Raw genomic sequence first — 20235 nt, forward strand, 5'->3', positions numbered from 1 at the left:
AACAATGAATATGGCTATTTAACAAGATCGAGACTCAAACGTAAATTAAAACTCTATGATCTCGCTGATTTTTTCTACTTTCTTAAATTATTGCATACAATTCACACATTCCTTTAGGTTTTGCACCCTGCTTCTTTATAATATATAGGCTATGTAATGTGGTTGATTTATAATATTTATTAGATTACATAAGCTTGATTATAACCAGATTGGAAAAAATAATTTATGAAAATTCATTATATGGGCTGTTCTTTACTCGCACTCGGTCTTTTGGTCAGTGGCTGTTCGCCTGTTGAAAAATCAATAGTTTTACAATCTCCTCAAGTGAATGCTGCACTGAGCGCAAATAAATACACAGGTACAAAAACCAGTATTTCTATTGGGAAATTTGATAACCGCTCAAGCTATATGCGTGGCATCTTCTCGGACAATGTCGACCGTTTAGGTGGACAAGCCAAAACCATTTTAGAAACCCATTTACAGCAAACAGGCTATTTTACCGTCTTAAACCGTGACAACTTATCCGAACTAAAACAGGAAACAGGGTTTAGTGGCTCAGCTCAGAAAATTCAGGGCGCACGTTATGTCATTACAGGCGATGTTTCTGAATTTGGACGTAAAGAAGTGGGCGATGTACAGTTATTTGGCTTGCTTGGACGTGGCAAAGCACAAGTTGCTTATGCCAAAGTCAATTTAAATATTGTCGATGTACAAACCTCAGCAATTGTACATTCTGTGCAAGGCAGTGGTGAATACTCTCTCAGCCAACGCGAAGTTTTAGGCTTTGGCAGTGATGCGTCTTATGACTCAACCTTAAATGGTAAAGTGCTGGATTTAGCCATTCGTGAAGCAGTCAATCATCTGGTCAACGATATTCAAAACAATCAGTGGAATATCCAGAAATAAGCCAGAGAATAACATCACATGAAAAAATTTTTACCATGGGTAAGTCTTGGACTTGCCATTGGCTTGACGGGTTGTGCTTCGCAACCCAATACGCTTTACCATTGGGGTAATTATCCTCAACAGGTTTATTTAGGATTTAATCAACCTGAGAAAGCCTCTCCAGCCAAGCAAATCAGCGTATTAGAAGCTGATGTTGAAAAAGCACGCGCTAAAAATCAAGCCATTCCACCAGGTTTATATGCTCATTTGGGACTACTGTATAGTAATAGTGACACTCAAAAAGCAGCTCAGTATTTTGAACTGGAAAAACAAAGCTACCCTGAAGCCAGCGTATTGATGAATCGCTTATTGGCTCAATTGAAAGCCAATTAAGGAACAATACCATGAAAAATATGACGTTATTGCTTCTGGCTTTCTTCGGAATCAGCTTAACAGGCTGTGCAACCCACCAAGCCATCAAACCTCAATACGATGCAACGGTATATAAACAACATATGCCGCATTCGATTTTGATTTTGCCACCGGTCAATGACAGCCCTGAGCCGCGTGCAACTTACAGTTTTTGGTCAACCACCACTGTGCCTGTTGCAGAAGCAGGTTACTATGTTTTCCCCTTAAGCATTGTGGATCGCATGTTTAAAGAAAATGGCGTAACCAACGGGCATGATGCTCAGTCAATTCCTGCAGCAAAACTCAAAGAGATTTTTGGCGCAGATGCTGGCTTATATATTCACTTAAAAGAATATGGCTCGAAGTACCAAGTGATTCAGACAACAACCACTGTCTCGGCAGATGCCAAACTGATTGATTTGAACACAGGTACTGTTTTATGGACAGGTTCGAAACGCATCGTTCTGTCTAATAATGACAATAACAACAACTTGATCTCGATGCTGGTCATTTCTGTTGTGGATCAGGTGATCAATCAAAAGTCTGACTCGGGTTATAAAGCTGCTGCAATTGTCAGCTCTCAAATGCTCAACCCAACTCAACATGGCGGTATTGGTCTACTTTATGGACCGCGTTCGCCTAAATATCAGCCTTAATAAATTGGCGATCCTAGCGATTATAAATCGTTAGGATCGTTTTCTTACAATCCAATCGACTCAAGCGTTTTGCCTTGAGTTTCCTCTCCAAGAACAAGAATTACCGCAGCAACAGCTAAAAGCACCACTGTAAACATCATAAAGACATGATGAAAAGCCTCTGGATCAACGATTAAATGCGTGACCACAATCGGCGCGACAATGCCGCCAATCCGCCCAATCGCTGCTGCCCAACCTGAACCAAATGCACGGATATTGGTTGGATATTGCTCTGGTGTATAAGTATATAAAACACCCCACGCCCCCAGATTAAAAAAGGACATTAAACAGCCCCACAGCATAATTTCACTGTCGCTGTTGGCTTGTCCAAAAAAGTACGCCGACACCGCACAAAACCCGATAAAACCTGCGAGTGTCGCTTTACGCCCAAGTTTTTCCACTAACCAAGATGCCACAACATAGCCTGGAAGCTGTGCCAAAATCATAAACAGAACATATTCAAAAGATTTAACAATATCATAGCCCTGCTTCACCAACAGGCTCGGCAACCAGGTAAAAATACCATAATAAGAAAATACAATTCCAAACCAGATCAACCACAGCATGAGGGTTCTACGCACAAATGGTTTTTGCCATAACTGTTGAAATGATACTTTTTGCTGATGCGCGACAGGACAAACTTCAATCTCTTGAATCACCTCAACCCCAGCCTGCTGCTCCAGCTTTTGGATCAACATATGAGCTTCTTCAATGCGATTGCGGTTAATTAAATAAGGAACAGATTCGGGTACTTTGCTAAAAATCACCCAAACATAAAACAGGGGTAAACCACCGATTAAAAAGGCAATATGCCAGCCAAAATGCGGAATCAGAAAATAAGAAATCAGGGCGGCAACCAACCAGCCTAGCCCCCAGAAACTTTCCAGCAATACAATAAAACGCCCACGTACCTGTGCGGGCACATATTCACTGACCAGAGTCACAGCTACAGGCAACTGCCCACCCAAGCCCAATCCCACAATAAAACGACAGACCAGAAGCACAGTCAAATTTGGGGCAAACGCACATAATCCAGTCGCAATACTATAAATGACCAAGGTGCTGGCAAAGACATTCTTACGCCCAAAACGGTCAGCTAACGCACCTGAAAACACTGCACCAATTGCCATACCGACAAAGCCAATACTCACAATCCAGCCACTTTGTATAGCGGTCAAATTCCAGTCATGCACCAGCTTGGTCATAATAAATGCGATGATGCCAGTATCCATCGCATCGAACATCCAGCCCAAACCAACCATCCACAACAGATTATAATGAAAGCGACCAATCGGTAAGCGTTGCACGCGGGATACAAGATCCATAAGCTGTTCTCAAATCAATAGGTTATTTAAAAGGCATTGAAATGTGTTCTACACAATGTCTTATTCATCAATTGATGATGCCGAATGTCCATCATCTTCTTTATAGATAAATTTCGGCATTTCCAGACCAAAATAAATCGCAATCACCCGTAAGATAAAACCAAACAACAAGGTAATAACGCTGGTGACTTCAAGCGTTAAATTGAGCATGCTGCACAACCAGTAACAGATGACGGCAACAAAGGAAATGCTGGCATAGAGTTCACGGCGAAACACCAGTGGAATATCATTACACAAAATATCGCGCAAAATTCCACCAGACACACCCGTCAATACACCTGCCACCGCTGCGACCACAAAGCCATGCCCCATTTGAATCGCGACCTGACAACCAATAATGGTAAAGGCAATCAACCCCAAAGCATCAAGCAGCAAAAAGATAGAACGTAAATGCTTCATCCATTTGGCAATAAAAATTGTGACCAGTGCTGCAAAAGACGTCAGCATCAGATATTCAGGGTGTTTCACCCATCCCAAAGGATAATGCCCCAACAAAACATCACGTACCGACCCACCACCGAGCGCAGTGACACAGGCAATCAGAATCACACCGAACCAGTCCATGCTGCGACGCCCCGCAGACAAGGCACCTGTCATGGCTTCAGCGGTAATCGCCACAATATAAATGACCGTTAACAGCATTCCCTGAAACCTTTTTTAGGTAACTCAAAACAAACGTTATTCTAAAGAAAACTCGCACAACAATGTTTAAATTTTTTCCCCGAACCACACAGGCAGATCTGCTTCATACCGAGTGTTTTTGGCAATGTCGGATCTAGAAAAAACCACCGATCGGCATGGTAAACAAAATAGGATTGTTCTTGATGAATTTGATTTTCCTGACCATCAAAATAGTAAGCTTTAAACTCCACCATGGCATGTGATTTATCCAGCTTAGGCAAACTGTTTAGAATCTCCAGTTGCTGCCATTGATTATGTCGGCTCCATGCCTCTAGCGCAGCATGGTCTAATTGCTTCTGCTGGCCTAAAGCCGTGGTTTTAACAATATAATCAATCTCATGTTTGGCAAATGCACTATAACGTGAGCGCATGAGCTGTTCCGCACTTTGCGCGCTGGCTATGCCTTGATGTAAAGGCTGACAGCATGTGGCATATTGCCCATGACCACATGGGCATGTTTGTTCATTCATAAAAAAGCCTATTTAAAGGGCTATTTTAGCAAAACCAGACTTAGGATGTTTGTTCAGGTTGTGCTTTGGGGACAATATGGACTTTTTCAATTTTATGCCCATCCATAGTGACGATTTCGAAGCGATAACCATCGATCTCAATGACATCACCACTTTCGGGTAAACGTCCCAAATGCAACAACAAATATCCTGAAAGTGTTGAATACTCTTCACTTTCATCCACCAAGTCACGCCCAAGTAGCAAAGAAATATGACGAATATCAGTTGAACCATCAATCATGAGTGAACCATCATCCAGACTTTCTGCAACTGTCTGCATTTCATCTTCATCAGGGAATTCCCCTGCAATGGCTTCTAAAATATCAATTGGTGTGACAATCCCTTCGATTGAACCATACTCATTTAGCACAATGGCCATTTGTAATGGTGCTTGGCGTAGCTGCTCCATAACCATAAGTACCTGAGCATTTTCATGCACAATCATCGGTTCACGCAAATGTCCCGTAAAGTTCAGCTTACCTGTTTCAATATACTCATTCAGGATTTTATGCGTCAGGGCAATCCCTGCCAGATTATCCAGTTCGCCATGTGCAAAGATCAATCGTGAATGGGTCATTTGCGTCATATGTTCGCGAATCTGCTCAGGATGATTATCGAGGTCAATCCATTCGAGTTCAGGTCGTGGCGTCATAACCGATTTAACAGGACGTTCCGACAATCCTAAAACACCCTGCACCATCACGCTATGATATGCGCTATTTGCACCATCAAACATTTCTTCAGCAAAGGCATGTGTTGCTAAAACATCATGCTCAGACGTAACGTCATTCGTGTTGTTGTTCGACTTGCCACCCAGCATGCGCATGACTGCCGAAGCCGTCCGATAACGCAAATCAGTTGTAGTGATTGTACGTGCCTGATTACGGCGGGTCACCTGATTGATCGCCTCAATCAAGACGGAGAAGCCAATCGCGGCATATAAGTAACCTTTTGGAATATGAAAATTGAAGCCTTCAACCACCAAAGAGAAACCAATCATCATCAAAAAGCCAAGACATAAAATCACCACGGTTGGATGTTTGTTGACAAAATCCATCAGCGGTTTGGATGCCCAAAGCATAATGCCCACTGCAATTGTCACTGCAATCATCATCACAGGCAGATGTTTGACCATTCCTACAGCCGTAATCACACTGTCGAGTGAAAATACAGCATCGAGGACTACAATCTGAGCAATCACTACCCAAAAAGCAGCGTGGACTGGGTTTTCATCTTTTAAATGCAGATTACCTTCGATGCGTTCATGCAATTCCATAGTGCCCTTAAATAACAGGAATACACCACCGAACAACAGAATCAGGTTATGCCCAGAAAAAGGATGTTCCAAAATATGAAATAAAGGTTGGTCTAAAGTGACAATCCATGCCATAGATGCCAATAAAACCATGCGCATACACAATGCTAGCAACAAGCCAACGACACGCGCTTTACCTCGTTGCTCTAATGGCAACTTTTCTGACAAAACAGCAATAAACACCAAGTTATCGATCCCGAGAACCACCTCAAGAATCACCAGTGTTGCCAAGCCTACCCATGCTGAGGGATCAGACATCCATTCGAAAATCATTGATCACACTCCCCGAGGAAAGCTTTAACTGGAAACTGGACTTGCGTCAAAAAGAAAGAATGAACTGAAATGCAGTTCAAAATTTGAGTTGTTGAAAAATCGTGCGAGCGCCTACAACCACTACTCATGTTGATCTATATGTTGTGAATCGAATTTTCAGTATAGGCAAGATTTTTTAGAAATTCACCATTTTTATCCTCTTTTCATGAGAGTTTTTCAAAAAATAGAGCTTTTTCGAGACAGTTCTTTCAAGCTGATTTGAGACCATCATACTGATGATCAAGTTTACAAAATACGCTAGGAATACAATCACTTTCGCATCAAATTGTCATATTTCTTGCTTAATCTAAAACAAGAAAACATGATAAGGTGAGAATAAAAGATGAATAGTGTTGTAAATATGAATAAAGATCACAAAGTAAAAACGACGCAAGCACTGATTGCATTATATTGTGGCTCCCGTGTAGGTAACAAAGCAGTTTATTTAGAAAGTGCGATTCAATTGGCGCAAGGTTTAGCCGAACATGGATTTGGAATTGTCTATGGCGGGGCAAGTATTGGTTTGATGGGTCAGGTGGCAGATACCGTACTGGAACATGGCGGTGATGTCGTGGGTGTGATTCCTGAATTTATGCTGGACTATGAAGTTGCCAATGAACGGCTGACAGAGTTGCATGTTGTCAACAGTATGCATGAACGTAAAGCCATGATGGCTGAACGTGCCAGTGCTTTTATTGCTCTGCCAGGTGGTTTGGGTACATTTGAAGAAATTCTGGAAATTGCCACTTGGGGACAATTGGATCAGCATCAAAAACCAATGATGCTTTATAACGTCAATGGTTTTTATAATGCTTTAATTGCCCAACTTGACCATGCAGTTGCAGAAGGTTTTCTTCCACCACAACACCGTGCCAAACTCATAGTTTGTCAGAGTATTTCTGAAATTTACACTGCCATTAATAATCTAAAAATACCTGCAAGTTTTGTTATCTAAATTAAATTCCGACTATCCGCTGGCATGATTGCCAGCTTTTTTTATTTGAAAAATCAAAGAATAAAATATATACCTGCATAAAAAAGAGCGCCTAAGCGCTCTTAAAAATTATCTTCATCAAACCGATCTTGGTCTATTTTATAAATATGGAAACTTCTTTCCACTTGCACACCTAAACCAAATTCGATCATCAATGAAGTTAATTTATCACCATCAATTAGAACTATTCCTGATTTCTTCGCAGATTCAACTGCTTCCTTACTAAAATTGGACGTAGTAATAAATACACCTTTTTTAGCAACCTGATCTGCCAAAGCCCCTTTGAACTGTTGAATATCAGGTCGACCAACTGTACTTTCCCAACGCTTGGCTTGAATATAAATTTTATCTAGACCTAAACGGTCTTCACTGATGATTCCATCAATTCCACCATCATTTGTTCTACCAATTGCTTGTGCTGCATCTTGATGAGAGCCTCCGTAGCCCATCACTACCAGTAAATCAACGACTAGTTTTTCAAAGAATGTAGGAGAATTCTCTTTAATCAACTGAAGTAATTCAGTCTTTAAACTCATATTTAACAATTCAGTTGTCGTCTGTATTATTTCTTCTGGTGTTTGACTCGCATCTTTTTCATTCGGAATAATACCAATTACACCATCCTTTAGCTGTTGATTCACAAATAGAGATTTTCCTAACTTAAAATCACTAAACCCATCAAACTGCATTAAAAATTCATTTGTTATTGAATCAAAATGACTTAAATCAAGACTTTTCCCTAAGTTACTAATTTCACAAAATGCTCTTTTGGGTTGTTGAACTAAACCTGCCTTAACTAAATAAATTTTAGCCCAAGACACTCGATCTTTAAAAATATTTTTTCCACTGGGTAAAGTTTGATTTAACTCATCTTCAGATAAATTAGATTGACTAGCAAGTAAGTCTGCTGCTTGTGAAATTCTGATCGCTTCTTTTTGTTCAGCCAATAATTTCATTAATGGAAGCATTAATTGATCATATGTTGGCAAGGTCATTATTTTTCTCTGATTAAAATCTCAATTTTTATCTAAGTATAAATAAAAAAGGACACTTACGCGTCCTTTTCATTAACAACAATATAGAAAAATTATTCCCATTCAATCGTTGCTGGTGGTTTAGATGACACGTCATATACAACACGTGATACATCTTTAATTTCATTCATGATACGTGTAGAGATCTTGTCAACTAACTCATACGGTAAATGAGCAAAACGTGCTGTCATGAAGTCCACAGTTTCAACTGCACGAAGTGCAATCACCCATGCATAACGGCGACCATCACCCACAACACCAACAGATTTCACAGGTTGGAACACTGCAAAAGCTTGAGCAGTTTTGTCATACCAACCGCTGTCACGAAGTTCTTGCATGAAAATATCATCGGCAAGGCGAAGGATATCCGCATATTCTTTTTTCACTTCACCCAAAATACGCACGCCCAAACCTGGACCTGGGAATGGATGACGGTAAATCATGCTGTGTGGTAAACCCAGTGTTGTACCCAATTTACGGACTTCATCTTTAAACAAGTCACGTAATGGTTCAACCAAGTCAAAGGCCAAATCTTCTGGTAAACCACCCACGTTATGGTGTGATTTAATCACATGTGCTTTACCTTGTTTGCTTGCAGCAGATTCAATCACGTCTGGGTAAATTGTACCTTGTGCCAAGAATTTCACGCCGTCAAGTTTACGTGCTTCTTCTGCAAAGACTCCAATGAACTCACGTCCAATGATTTTACGTTTTTTCTCAGGATCAACTTCACTCGCCAAAGCCGTCAAGAAACGCTCTTCTGCATCAGCACGGATCACACGAATCCCCATGTTGTCTGCAAACATTTGCATGACTTGATCGCCTTCGTTTAAACGGAGCAAGCCATTGTCTACAAATACACACGTCAACTGATCGCCAATCGCTTTATGTAAAAGCGCAGCCACAACAGATGAATCGACACCACCAGACAAACCAAGCAGTACTTTTTCATTGCCAATTTGCTGGCGAAGCTGTTCTACACGCAAGTCAATGATATGTTCTGGTGTCCAAAGACCACGACAACCACAAATTTTGTGGACGAAGTTAGCGAGAAGTTCAGCACCTTTTGCAGTATGTGTTACTTCAGGGTGGAACTGTACACCATAAAAACGGCGTTTTTCATCACTCACCGCTGCAAATGGGCAACTTGGTGTACTTGCTGTTACGCTAAAACCTTCAGGAATCTGGCTGACTTTATCACCATGACTCATCCAAACATGAAGCTGGTTTTCTTTATCTTGTAGGTTACCAATCAGTTGGTCACGTACCAAAATATCGACTTCGGCATAACCAAACTCATGCACTGTACCTGGTTCAACTTTACCACCAAGCTGTTCAGACATGGTTTGTAAACCATAGCAGATACCAAGAACAGGTACGCCAAGTTCGAACACAACTTGTGGTGCACGTGGACTACCTTCTTCATGCACACTTTCAGGACCACCTGACAAGATAATGCCGTTTGGTTTAAATGCACGAATGTCTTCCTCAGACATATCAAACGCATACATTTCAGAATATACGCCTGCTTCACGTACACGACGTGCAATCAATTGGCTATATTGCGAACCGAAATCCAGAATCAGGATACGATCTTCAGTAATTTGGGTATTGGTAGTCATGAGAAACAACTATAGATAGCTAAAGAAGATAGGCGCGTTATTCTAGCAGTTTTTCTGTATGAAGCACATTGCCTAATATGTTTATTCATTAAGCATAAAAAAAAGCCCCTGACGGAGCTTTTTTTATCGATTCAAAGATTAGTGATCAGATGCACCTGATGCGCCAATCCCTGTCATTGAGCGAACATACTGAGCATCGAATGCTTTACGTTCTTTTTGTGCACGCGCTGAGTTATCTGTGATTGAGAAGAACCAGCAGCAGATAAATGATAATGGCATTGCAATGATTGCTGGACCATTCAATGGGTTAACTGGGCTATCAGAGATTTTAAGAGTATCTACCCAAACTGCTTTAGACAATACAATCATAATCACTGCTGTTGCCAAGCCAACAACGCCACCAATTACCGCACCACGAGTGGTTAAACCTCTCCAGAACATTGACAACACAAGCACTGGGAAGTTTGCACAAGAAGCAACAGAGAACGCTAAGCCAACCATGAATGCAACGTTTTGTTTTTCAAACAAGATACCCAAGATCATCGCAAAGATTGCAAGACCAAGTGTTGCAATTTTTGACATACGAAGCTCAGATTCAGGTGTTGTTTGACCTTTTTTGAACACGTTTGCATACAAGTCATGAGAAATTGCAGATGCACCTGACAAAGTCAAACCTGCAACAACCGCAAGAATCGTTGCGAATGCTACTGCTGAAATAAAGCCCATGAACATGTCGCCGCCTACAGCATCACTTAGATGCACAGCTGCCATGTTGTTACCGCCAATCAATTCCAGTTTGCCAGTCATTGCCATTTTTGCAGCATCAAGGAATTGTGGGTTGTTCGATACGAACAAGATCGCACCAAAACCGATGATAAAGGTTAATAGATAAAAGTAACCAATAAAACCTGTTGCAACAACCACTGACTTACGTGCTTCTTTCGCGTCTTTTACAGTGAAGAAACGCATCAAGATGTGTGGCAAGCCTGCTGTACCAAACATCAATGCCAAACCAAGAGACAGTGCATCAATTGGATTTGCTGCAAGTTTGCCTGGCCCCATGATCTTAGATGCATCATCAAAGCTGATATGACGAACTTCACCAAATACTTGGATAGATTTAGTAAACATTTCGCTGAAGCTGAAATCCACAGAGTTCATTACCATGAACGCCATGAAGGTTGCGCCACTGAGCAACATGACTGCTTTAATGATTTGCACCCAAGTTGTTGCCAACATACCGCCGAAGATTACATAAGCCATCATCAGCAAGCCAACAACAACGACTGCAATGTTATAGTTCAAACCAAATAGAAGTTTGATCAGCTGACCTGCACCCACCATTTGTGCAATCAGATAGAATGCAACAACGACCAATGAGCTAAATGCCGCAAGGGTACGTACTGGTTTTTCTTCCAAGCGGAAAGATACAACGTCAGACAGGTTATATTTACCTAAGTTACGTAAACGTTCAGCAATCAAGAACAATACAATTGGCCAACCCACCATGAAACCGAGTGAGTATAGCAAACCGTCAAAACCTGAACTAAACACCAGTGCCGAAATACCGAGGAACGATGCAGCCGACATATAGTCACCAGCAATCGCTAGGCCATTTTGGAAACCACTGATACCACCACCCGCAGTATAGAAGTCGCTGGTACTGGTCGTTTGTTTAGCAGCCCATTTGGTAATGAACAAAGTTAAACCAACAAAGATCACGAACATGATAATCGCGTGCCAGTTAGTCGCCTGTTGTTCCGTTGCGCCAAGATCTGGGCTTGCCATAGCAACAGTTGAACAAAGTGCTGTTGATGCAAGCAGAGCTTTAGTTTTTAGAGAAGTCCAATTCATCCGCGTATCCTCATCCTTGATTTACATTTGCTTGAGAAACAGAGCTTTTTTGATGCGTAATCGCTTCAACTTCTTTCATCGCTTCTGCACTCAACTGGTCAAATGTATTGTTGGCGATGTACGAATACACACCACATAAAATAAAAGACAAGACAATGATACCGAGACCGAGAGGAATTCCCCAAGTCGTGACGCCTCCACTAAAAGAACTCATTAAGAATTCTTTGTTGTAACCGACAAGAAGCATGAAGCTAACATAGATCACCAACATGATGATGGTTAATGTCCAACTTAACTTACTTTTGCGGCTAACCATTTCTTTGAATTTTGGATTTTGTAGAATTCTTTCTACTTGAACCTCATCCATAGCATTACTCCGTGTGTACAACCAGCCTTGGTCGCATTTTTTTAATTGTTTTTTCTGTGTTCTAACGGTATCAATATTTAAGGCTTTTAGTCAGTTAGACTTTGGTCGCTAAATTTTTAAGCAGCATTTTTGTTCAGGCACGACCTTCAGGTATGATAACAACAGATTCTTAATAAGCCATCAATATGAATAACTGGGTAATCATTGGGGTATTAACCCTTTACATTCTGATTTTATTTGTCTGTGCTTTCTTTGGGGAGAAATATGCAAGCCGGCTAAATGCACGCGGTCGCATGTTACTCTTTAGTCTAACCCTCGGTGTTTATTGCTCTTCATGGACATTTTATGGGGCAACGGGCGCAGCTGTCCGTCAGGGTATCATCTTCCTACCAATTTATCTCGGCCCCCTGTTATTTATTTGGCTGGGTTATGATATTTGGCGCAGGATTGGACGAGTGCGCCAGCATCATGCGATTGCGTCAATTGCCGATTTTATCGCTGCGCGTTATGGCAAAAGTGGGACATTGGCATCTTTAGTCACGGTACTGGCAGTTGTTGCGATTGTACCTTACTTGGCATTGCAACTCCGTGCGATTGCTCTTAGCATTTCAGTAATATTACCAGAAAACAATGATTTACACTTAACAACAAATACCGTATTGGTGCTCACTGCCATTTTAGCCATGCTGTCGATGGTCTTTGGAACACGCCAAATGGCAAATACTGAGCAGCATGGTGGTTTAATGCTGGCAGTGGCTTTTGAATCATTTGTAAAACTGTTTGCGTTAGTTTGTGTTGCCATTTTCTTTATCGCCGATCAGCCAAGCAACATTTCACAAATCAGTCGTGATATCCAAGAACAATACCATGAAGTGCAAATGGCTGGCGTTCCTGATACTTTTTGGGTACAAACTTTACTCGCAGCACTTGCGATTATTTGCTTGCCGCGCCAATTCCATGTTGCTGTTGTTGAACTACGTGATGAAAAACATATTCGCGGTGCGCGCAAATGGTTTTCACTCTATTTGATTCTAACCACACTGACTATTTTTCCAATTGCCAGCTGGGCACTGCATGCCAACCCCAATTTACTCAAAATTCCAGATTTGGCTGTACTGAGCCTGCCAATGAGCTATAACCATGAATGGTTAACTATTTTGGCCTTTCTTGGCGGCTTTTCTGCATCAACAGGCATGTTACTGGTTTCGTCGGTGGCTTTATCGATTATGCTGAGTAATGACCTGATTATGCCTGCATTATGGCGTTTCAATATGCTGTCACGTCATGACCGCCGTTTACCACTGGTTCTTAAAACCACGCGCCGTATTTGTATTGTAGCGGTCATGCTGATGGGTTTTTTATTCTTCCATTTCTTTAACGATATTAATCAGCTGTCTGTTTTTGGCTTACTGGCATTTAGTGCTGTTGCCCAGTTTGCACCTGCGTTAATCGGAGGCTTGTACTGGCGTGGCGGCAGTCAGCAAGGTGTATATGCAGGCTTACTGGTTGGCTTCTTGATGTGGGCATACACACTGCTCTTTCCAACTATTTTACGCAGCCTGCCACGCGAATACGCCGAACTGAGTTTTCAAGTTTTACATGGTGGCTTATTTGGCATTAATGGCTTGCGTCCTGAAGCTTTATTTGGTTTTGAATCACTCGCCCCACTCACGCATGGCGTGATATGGTCGTTAGGACTCAATACGATTTTATATATCTGGATTTCTAAAGCATACCGCCCAAGTGTTGCTGAACAGATTCAGGCTGAAAGTTTCTTTTACTATGAAACCAAGCCTTTACCTTCACAAAACTCCAATCATGAAATGGGCTACTTCCATCCCGATAGCCCACGTTTAAAAGTCAGTGACCTTATGGCGCTGGCAAAACGAATTACAGGCGAAGGACCAACCACCCACGCTTTTCAACAATTTTGTGATCAGAATTATTTGGTGCTCAATACCAATAGCGTTGCCAACGGCATGTGGTGGCGTTTTACCGAGCAATATCTGGCAGGGACAATCGGCGCAGCCTCGGCACGTACCCTACTCACGACTGCACTTGCCAATAACGGTTTAGGCATAGCACAGGTTGCCAATATTCTCGATCAGGCTTCGCAGTGGCAGCGCTTTAACCAAAACTTACTCATGACCATGATTGACCATATGACCCAAGGGGTGAGTGTGGTCGATGACAACATGTGTCTGGTCGCATGGAACAACCAATATCTAAAACTTTTTGATTATCCAAAAGATTTGGTTTATGTTGGCTGCCCGATTTCCGACCTGATCCGTTACAATGCCGAACGGGGTGAATGTGGTCCAGGTTCGATTGAAGAGCATGTACGCAAGCGGATTCACTGGATGAAAGTGGGTAGTGCGCATGAATTTGAACGCATTCGTAAAGATGGGCGTGTAATTCAGATGCGCGGCAATCCCATTGAAGGTGGTGGTTTTGTCACAACTTTTGCTGATATTACCGCTTTCCGTGAAAATGAAGCCGCACTTGAAGCCCGTGTCAAAGAACGCACCCAACAATTGGCAAATGCCTTAGAAGAACAACAGCTTGCACGTGAACAAGCCGATACTGCCAATATGTCAAAAAGCCGCTTTATCGCTGCCGCCAGCCATGACCTGTTGCAACCTATGCATGCAGCGCGCCTGTTTAGTACTGCACTCGAGCAAAGCATCCAATCAGATGAAGATCGACAAACCTTGCAGCAACTGGATCGTGCCTTACATGGTGCGGAAAGTATGCTGTCTGCGCTTTTGGATATTGCCCGTTTAGAAGGCGGTACAATTCAGCCAAAACGCCAAGCCTATCCATTACACGATTTGTTAAGCGATTTGAAATTGCAGTTTAAATCCATCGCAGCACAGCGCGGAATTGAGTTTCATGTTCATGATGCTCAGTTCTGGATTGATACCGATCCACAGTGGATTCGTCGTATTATCCAGAATTTTGTTAGTAATGCCCTACGTTACACCGCCAAAGGGCGCATTGTAGTCGGCGTTTTACGCTCCGCATCACAACCGCAACATATCCGGATTGGTGTTTGGGATACAGGGCCTGGTATTGCTGAAGAGCAACGTATTAAACTATTCCAAGAGTTTGAGCGCTGCGGGCATACCTCACCGTGGGGCGAACAAGGCTTAGGTTTAGGGCTTGCAATCGTACAACGCATGACCAGTTTGCTGAATTACCCCGTACATGTTTATTCGCATTTGTATCGTGGTTCATGCTTCATGATTGAAGCCCCTGTCGTCACTGCACCAAAAATTACGGCTACACCGATCCAGATGATGCCACTCAGAAACAATACCTACAAAATTTTGTGTCTGGACAATGATGAAAATATCTTGGAAGGTATGAATATCTTACTCAGCAAATGGGGGCATAAGGTCTTTAAAGCACGCGAACCTGAGGAAGCCAAACGATTAATTGAACAGGAAAATATCCAGATATGGCTGATTGACCAACATTTAAATCAGGAACAACGTGGTTTAGACTTTATTTTGCAGTATCGTCAGGACAATACCCCTGTCGCCCTCATTACTGCAGACTCTGACCCAGAACTGCCAGAACGTTTAAAACAACTGAACATTATGTTGCTGAAAAAACCACTCAAACCTGCATCGATGCGCGCATGGTTATCGGGCTTAAAAATTTCAGGTTAAACAATCTATAAAATAGTAAATTATTTATCCTCAAAGAAAGCAAATTAATATTAAATTAATTTAATTACGACATGATAGAATTAATGAACATAATTATTTTGCTTTCTTTTTTCATTTAAGAGAAATAAATAAGTGTAAAAATCATTATGCAATTGATTCAATGACTGAGCCATCTCCTAACTACTGATATCTCTAGCGTTAGGAAAATACTTAATATACTCTAGAAATATTAAGAATATGTATGATTGCTGCATTCATCTGAATCAGAGACATTTTAAACACACACTAAAATATTGCAATGAATCATAAATTACTTATTTATTCAGTATTAGCATGTGTAAATTTCAAAAAATTAAGCTTCAATGAGTAAGTTTAGTCACTAGTAACAGAAAGCATATGAAAAAAAAATTTTTGATTGGCACCTTATCTTTTCTTTCATCATCATCTTTTGCAGATAATCAAATTTTAGATGTGAACTACAGTCAGGAAAATAATACTAATCACCAACCAGACTGGAAAACCACTGAACTGAGTTATACTCAGAAAAAAGATGAAAATTATTGGCAGGTTTTTTTACGCAACTATGACCGCTATGATTTAAATGATAATCAGGTCGAGTTTGATGCAACCGATCTAGTTCATGAAAATCAAAATAGTAAAACTTTTTTATCTTATACTTTAGGTGCAGGTGATTTTAATAGTAGTAGTTATTTAGCTGAATTTAAAGCAGGTTTAACTTTACAACAGACTTATAAAAATGGCCAAACCTCCCCAATTATTGATTATAAATATTCAAAATATGAGAATTCATCTGTAAACTACTATGGTTTATCTGCAGAAAAATATATCCAAAACTGGAGAATATTGGCAGGTTTCTGGGTAAGTGATACCTCTTTCTATAAGCCAACAGCAGGCGTGAAAGCACAGATTAGCTACTATATTCCTCATAGCAGTAATAGCATAAATTATTATTTCTCGGATGGTAAAGAACCTGAAGTCAGTAATGTATCAACCAAAATTTATCATATTACGAGTCATGCTCTTGCATCAAAAATTTTAATCAGCAAGAATTTATATACCAATATCGGATTAACACATACCGTTTATCATGGGAATTACTCAAGGACAGGCTGTCTAGTGGGAATTTCTTATGATTTTTGATCAAACCCACTTTATTATTATATTAACGTGGTTAATTACAATTAGTCTTGCACTGGCATGCCAATTGATCTTTGGTATCTCTTACATGAAGATGAGAAATCATAAAAATTTGATTAAAAAAACAAAATATGTCAAATTAACAGAAGATTATCTTGACCTTCCTATTCATCAAATCACTTCAAAAAAAATTAAAAATTCAGATTTTCCTATATTTATTTCATCTTGGTCATTAAAATTTAATTCATCGGATTCAGAAACAAAAAAAAAATTAATTGTGATCGCGAATGTTTTAGATATTTCAAATAGATGCCTAAAAAAATTAAAACTATCTCAAACACTTATTCATCATAAAAATACGAGAGAAATTTGCCTAATGATACATACATTAGGAAATATCTATTATAAAAATAAAAATTCAAAATCAATTCAAAATAATATTCAGATTTTTATTAAAAATAAAATGGATATTATTTCATTTGAAGCATGTATTGCCTTATTAAAAATCGATAACAATAAATACTACCACCCTGTCCTTGAGGAAATCATCTTGAGAGAAAACTGGAACAATCAAGAATTAAAGCATTTAATGTTGTTCTTTAACACACCTGCAGCAGTTATCATGATCTTTAATAAAATTAAAAACCATAAAAACTCAAATGAGAAACGTATTATCAAAATAGCATCTAGAACCAATAATTTATCAGATTATTCAAGCTATATTTTAAAAAATATGCATGATTTTTCAATTGATAGTGTTTGCTTGGCAATTCGAAATATTAATAGTATTGAGGACTTCAGCCTGATTGAAGATTTAAGAAATGGATCAAACTGGGTTTATCATATTAATATTATTCATGCGATTATCAAACTAAATTATTTTTCAGAAGAAAATTTTAATTTCTTATTAAAATGTTTACGTAGCTCAAATTGGTGGGTAAGACACCGATCAGCTGAAGCTATTATTAAAAATTATAATTCTGATGAGCATTTAGTGAATTTTCTAACTAAGTTGATTGACGATCAATTTTCAAAAGAATCACTTCAAGTTGCACTCAATAAAAACAAACTCAACGATAATAATTTTTGGATCCAGTAACATGAAAGAAATCATTTATGCTTGGGAATTTATTTTCTTTCTTTATTTTATTTTTGTTAATGTAAGTTATTTCTTTCTTAATATTTTAGGTTTTTTTAGTATTAGCAAGATTCTAAAATCTAACCTGCATGATGTCTGGTTTACAAAGTTTGATGTTTATGACATTCCCATTAGCATTATCACCCCTGCTTACAATGAAGAGCTGACCATCGTTGATTCTGTGCAGTCATTACTCAATTTAAATTATTCAGAATTTGAAGTCCTAGTAATTTGTGATGGGCCTAAAGACAATACTTTAGAAGTACTAATCAAAACTTATGATCTTGTTCCAAATTTGGAAGTTCCAAGATTAAGGCTGGATCACAAACCGATTAAGAAAAACTATATTTCTCTTAAGGACAAAAGGCTCAAGGTTATTTTTAAAGAGAATGGTGGTAAAGCTGATGCTTTAAACTGCGGGATTAATATCAGCAGTTACCCATTATTTTGCGCAATTGATGCTGATTCAATTCTCGACTCAGAAGCACTACATAAACTTGTTCAGCCTTTTTCTTTAGAAAATAATACCGTAGCCAGCGGTGGTATTATTCGTATTGCAAATGGCTGTGAAATTATTGATGGCAAAGTTAAGCATATTGGTATGCCTAAAAGCTGGCTGGAAAAGATTCAAGTAGTTGAGTATCTACGTGCTTATTTAAATGGCCGTATGGGCTGGGTTGCAATTGATAGCGTCATGATCATTTCTGGTGCTTTTGGACTATTTTCCAAGTCTGCTGTCTTTGATGTGGATGGTTATAATCACAACACAGTTGGCGAAGATATGGAATTAGTTCTCAAACTACGCGAACATGCACTAAAAAATAATACCAAGATTAATATTTCTTTTGTTCCAAATGCTGTTTGTTGGACCCAGTGTCCGAATAATATAAAAATATTAGGATCGCAGAGAAAAAGATGGCAAAAAGGTTTATTAGAAAGCCTTTGGAGTTCAAAAAGCTTATTATTTAAACCACGCAGTGGCTTACTTGGTTTTTATGCTTTTCCATTTTTTATTCTTGTTGAAGCATTAGGTCCATTTATTGAATTATTTGGTTATATTAGTCTTCTGTTATTTGCTTTTTTGGGTTATATCAATTGGAATTCATGCTTTTACTTCTATTTTCTTGCTTTTTCTTTTGGTTTAATTCTATCATTAGGCGCAATCTTAATCGAAGTTACATTCTTTAATCATTATACTTCAAAAAGTATATTTCAATTATTTATAGCTTGTATATTAGAAAATCTCTGGTTTAGATATATTCATTCTTATTGGAGATTAATTGGGTCAATACAATTTTTAAAAAAATCACCTGCAAGCTGGGGTGAAATGAAAAGAGTTAAATTTTAATATTAGTACTCATTTAAAATCGTTTTATATTTTTATACTCTCCTATTTATTAAAAATATAGATACAAATCTCTATGCTACAATTCTCTGATTGATCTTTTTATTTCTCCTATAAGGAAAAATAAAAAGATCTGTTAAAAAGAAAATCTAGTATTTAAATTTTCTTTTCATCAATATTCAATGCACTGATAGCCAAAACCGCTTGAGTACGGTTTTGTACGCCCAGTTTTCTAAAAATCGCAGTGACATGGGCCTTAATAGTCGCTTCAGAAACATCAAGCTCGTAGGCAATCTGTTTATTTAGCAAACCTTCAGCAACCATCATTAAGACACGGAACTGCTGTGGAGTTAATGACTGAATTCGCTCTGCCAATGCTGTTTCATCCGCTGCACGCGGGTCAAAACTGATGTTGGCGGGTAGATTGGGTGGTAACCAGATTTCACCCTCAAGCACCTGACGAATTGCTTCACCAATATGACTCGGGTGAGCCGATTTTGGAATGTAGCCCATTGCTCCATGTGCAATTGCACGCTGAATAATACTGGCTTCTTCATGTGCTGAAACCACAATAATCGGAATAGTTGGATATTGAGCACGAACGTGTACCAGTGCCGAAAAACCCGATGCACCAGGCAAGTTCAAGTCCAATAGGACAAGATCTGGTTCAGTTCCATTTTCAAGGCGTGCGTAAAACTCGTTTACTGCTGCTGTTTCATGAATTTGAGCTTGCGGAAAGCTATAACGCACTGCTTGAATCAGTGCGTGACGAAACAGGGGATGATCATCAACGATTAGTATATTCATAAGCAATTTGGCTATATATTTGGCGTAGCCTAGCCTTCCACTCTATGCT

General features: G+C 39.6%; 17 protein-coding genes. 8 read left to right on the forward strand and 9 right to left on the reverse strand.

Annotation, left to right across the window (positions count from 1 at the left end; all coding sequences use genetic code 11):
• Positions 1–225 precede the first annotated feature (225 nt).
• The 3 genes from E0H77_RS05325 to E0H77_RS05335 are packed head-to-tail and all read left to right on the forward strand — an operon-like array spanning position 226 to position 1952.
• A complete protein-coding gene (locus E0H77_RS05325) occupies positions 226–906 on the forward strand; it encodes a CsgG/HfaB family protein (protein ID WP_131375611.1) in 681 nt (226 codons plus the stop codon).
• 18 nt (positions 907–924) lie between these two features.
• Positions 925–1278: a DUF4810 domain-containing protein gene (locus E0H77_RS05330; RefSeq protein ID WP_131375613.1), complete on the forward strand. Its 354-nt coding sequence runs from the start codon at positions 925–927 to the stop codon at positions 1276–1278.
• 11 nt (positions 1279–1289) lie between these two features.
• Positions 1290–1952, forward strand: coding sequence for a DUF799 domain-containing protein (locus E0H77_RS05335; protein ID WP_131375615.1), 663 nt, complete (start codon positions 1290–1292; stop codon positions 1950–1952).
• Positions 1953–1996: 44 nt separating this feature from the next.
• Here the strand turns inward: E0H77_RS05335 and niaP are convergent, their stop codons facing one another.
• The 4 genes from niaP to E0H77_RS05355 are packed head-to-tail and all read right to left on the reverse strand — an operon-like array spanning position 1997 to position 6154.
• On the reverse strand, positions 1997–3316 hold the full coding sequence (gene niaP, locus E0H77_RS05340) for a niacin transporter NiaP (protein WP_131375617.1): 1320 nt from the start codon (positions 3314–3316) through the stop codon (positions 1997–1999).
• Between the two features lie 60 nt (positions 3317–3376).
• Complete coding sequence (locus E0H77_RS05345) at positions 3377–4018, reverse strand: trimeric intracellular cation channel family protein (protein ID WP_131312396.1); 642 nt, start codon at positions 4016–4018, stop codon at positions 3377–3379.
• A gap of 41 nt (positions 4019–4059) precedes the next feature.
• Positions 4060–4527 (reverse strand): YchJ family protein, encoded by a 468-nt coding sequence (locus tag E0H77_RS05350; protein WP_131375619.1) that lies wholly within the window; start codon positions 4525–4527, stop codon positions 4060–4062.
• A gap of 40 nt (positions 4528–4567) precedes the next feature.
• Complete coding sequence (locus E0H77_RS05355; protein WP_131375621.1) at positions 4568–6154, reverse strand: TerC family protein; 1587 nt, start codon at positions 6152–6154, stop codon at positions 4568–4570.
• A gap of 382 nt (positions 6155–6536) precedes the next feature.
• On the opposite strand from E0H77_RS05355, the gene E0H77_RS05360 reads away from it, so the two are divergent.
• Positions 6537–7148: an LOG family protein gene (locus E0H77_RS05360; RefSeq protein ID WP_131375623.1), complete on the forward strand. Its 612-nt coding sequence runs from the start codon at positions 6537–6539 to the stop codon at positions 7146–7148.
• A 101-nt stretch (positions 7149–7249) separates the two neighbouring features.
• Here E0H77_RS05360 and E0H77_RS05365 read toward each other — a convergent pair whose 3' ends face one another.
• The 4 genes from E0H77_RS05365 to E0H77_RS05380 all read right to left on the reverse strand — a co-directional run bounded on the left by E0H77_RS05365 (position 7250) and on the right by E0H77_RS05380 (position 12064).
• Positions 7250–8182, reverse strand: coding sequence for a restriction endonuclease (locus tag E0H77_RS05365; RefSeq protein ID WP_131375625.1), 933 nt, complete (start codon positions 8180–8182; stop codon positions 7250–7252).
• Between the two features lie 92 nt (positions 8183–8274).
• Positions 8275–9843, reverse strand: coding sequence for a glutamine-hydrolyzing GMP synthase (gene guaA, locus E0H77_RS05370; RefSeq protein ID WP_131375627.1), 1569 nt, complete (start codon positions 9841–9843; stop codon positions 8275–8277).
• Positions 9844–9981: 138 nt separating this feature from the next.
• Positions 9982–11697 carry a cation acetate symporter gene (locus E0H77_RS05375; protein ID WP_131375629.1) on the reverse strand — a complete coding sequence of 572 codons (1716 nt, stop codon included), beginning with the start codon at positions 11695–11697 and terminating at the stop codon, positions 9982–9984.
• A gap of 10 nt (positions 11698–11707) precedes the next feature.
• Positions 11708–12064 carry a DUF485 domain-containing protein gene (locus tag E0H77_RS05380; protein WP_131375631.1) on the reverse strand — a complete coding sequence of 119 codons (357 nt, stop codon included), beginning with the start codon at positions 12062–12064 and terminating at the stop codon, positions 11708–11710.
• A gap of 185 nt (positions 12065–12249) precedes the next feature.
• Here E0H77_RS05380 and E0H77_RS05385 point away from each other — a divergent pair, with 185 nt between their 5' ends.
• The 4 genes from E0H77_RS05385 to E0H77_RS05400 all read left to right on the forward strand — a co-directional run bounded on the left by E0H77_RS05385 (position 12250) and on the right by E0H77_RS05400 (position 19382).
• A complete protein-coding gene (locus tag E0H77_RS05385; RefSeq protein WP_131375633.1) occupies positions 12250–15738 on the forward strand; it encodes a hybrid sensor histidine kinase/response regulator in 3489 nt (1162 codons plus the stop codon).
• A gap of 396 nt (positions 15739–16134) precedes the next feature.
• Positions 16135–16899 carry a YaiO family outer membrane beta-barrel protein gene (locus E0H77_RS05390; protein ID WP_131375635.1) on the forward strand — a complete coding sequence of 255 codons (765 nt, stop codon included), beginning with the start codon at positions 16135–16137 and terminating at the stop codon, positions 16897–16899.
• Positions 16889–17995 carry a hypothetical protein gene (locus tag E0H77_RS05395; RefSeq protein WP_131375637.1) on the forward strand — a complete coding sequence of 369 codons (1107 nt, stop codon included), beginning with the start codon at positions 16889–16891 and terminating at the stop codon, positions 17993–17995. Before E0H77_RS05390 ends, E0H77_RS05395 begins: the two co-directional genes overlap by 11 nt.
• Position 17996: 1 nt before the next feature.
• Positions 17997–19382 carry a glycosyltransferase family 2 protein gene (locus E0H77_RS05400; protein ID WP_131375639.1) on the forward strand — a complete coding sequence of 462 codons (1386 nt, stop codon included), beginning with the start codon at positions 17997–17999 and terminating at the stop codon, positions 19380–19382.
• Between the two features lie 153 nt (positions 19383–19535).
• Here the strand turns inward: E0H77_RS05400 and E0H77_RS05405 are convergent, their stop codons facing one another.
• Positions 19536–20186 (reverse strand): response regulator, encoded by a 651-nt coding sequence (locus tag E0H77_RS05405; RefSeq protein ID WP_131312405.1) that lies wholly within the window; start codon positions 20184–20186, stop codon positions 19536–19538.
• Positions 20187–20235 lie beyond the last annotated feature (49 nt).

Source organism: Acinetobacter brisouioides, assembly GCF_004331075.1.
Taxonomy (GTDB): Bacteria; Pseudomonadota; Gammaproteobacteria; order Pseudomonadales; family Moraxellaceae; genus Acinetobacter.

Bases quoted from the DNA above. Each gene is read 5' to 3' on its own strand.
- E0H77_RS05395 (WP_131375637.1), top strand. From the start codon at position 16,889: ATGATTTTTGATCAAACCCACTTTATTATTATATTAACGTGGTTAATT.
- E0H77_RS05330 (WP_131375613.1), top strand. From the start codon at position 925: ATGAAAAAATTTTTACCATGGGTAAGTCTTGGACTTGCCATTGGCTTG.
- E0H77_RS05375 (WP_131375629.1), bottom strand. From the start codon at position 11,697: ATGAATTGGACTTCTCTAAAAACTAAAGCTCTGCTTGCATCAACAGCA.
- E0H77_RS05335 (WP_131375615.1), top strand. From the start codon at position 1,290: ATGAAAAATATGACGTTATTGCTTCTGGCTTTCTTCGGAATCAGCTTA.
- E0H77_RS05365 (WP_131375625.1), bottom strand. From the start codon at position 8,182: ATGACCTTGCCAACATATGATCAATTAATGCTTCCATTAATGAAATTA.
- niaP (WP_131375617.1), bottom strand. From the start codon at position 3,316: ATGGATCTTGTATCCCGCGTGCAACGCTTACCGATTGGTCGCTTTCAT.
- E0H77_RS05360 (WP_131375623.1), top strand. From the start codon at position 6,537: ATGAATAGTGTTGTAAATATGAATAAAGATCACAAAGTAAAAACGACG.
- E0H77_RS05385 (WP_131375633.1), top strand. From the start codon at position 12,250: ATGAATAACTGGGTAATCATTGGGGTATTAACCCTTTACATTCTGATT.
- E0H77_RS05355 (WP_131375621.1), bottom strand. From the start codon at position 6,154: ATGATTTTCGAATGGATGTCTGATCCCTCAGCATGGGTAGGCTTGGCA.
- E0H77_RS05400 (WP_131375639.1), top strand. From the start codon at position 17,997: ATGAAAGAAATCATTTATGCTTGGGAATTTATTTTCTTTCTTTATTTT.
- E0H77_RS05345 (WP_131312396.1), bottom strand. From the start codon at position 4,018: ATGCTGTTAACGGTCATTTATATTGTGGCGATTACCGCTGAAGCCATG.
- E0H77_RS05390 (WP_131375635.1), top strand. From the start codon at position 16,135: ATGAAAAAAAAATTTTTGATTGGCACCTTATCTTTTCTTTCATCATCA.
- E0H77_RS05380 (WP_131375631.1), bottom strand. From the start codon at position 12,064: ATGGATGAGGTTCAAGTAGAAAGAATTCTACAAAATCCAAAATTCAAA.
- E0H77_RS05325 (WP_131375611.1), top strand. From the start codon at position 226: ATGAAAATTCATTATATGGGCTGTTCTTTACTCGCACTCGGTCTTTTG.
- guaA (WP_131375627.1), bottom strand. From the start codon at position 9,843: ATGACTACCAATACCCAAATTACTGAAGATCGTATCCTGATTCTGGAT.
- E0H77_RS05350 (WP_131375619.1), bottom strand. From the start codon at position 4,527: ATGAATGAACAAACATGCCCATGTGGTCATGGGCAATATGCCACATGC.
- E0H77_RS05405 (WP_131312405.1), bottom strand. From the start codon at position 20,186: ATGAATATACTAATCGTTGATGATCATCCCCTGTTTCGTCACGCACTG.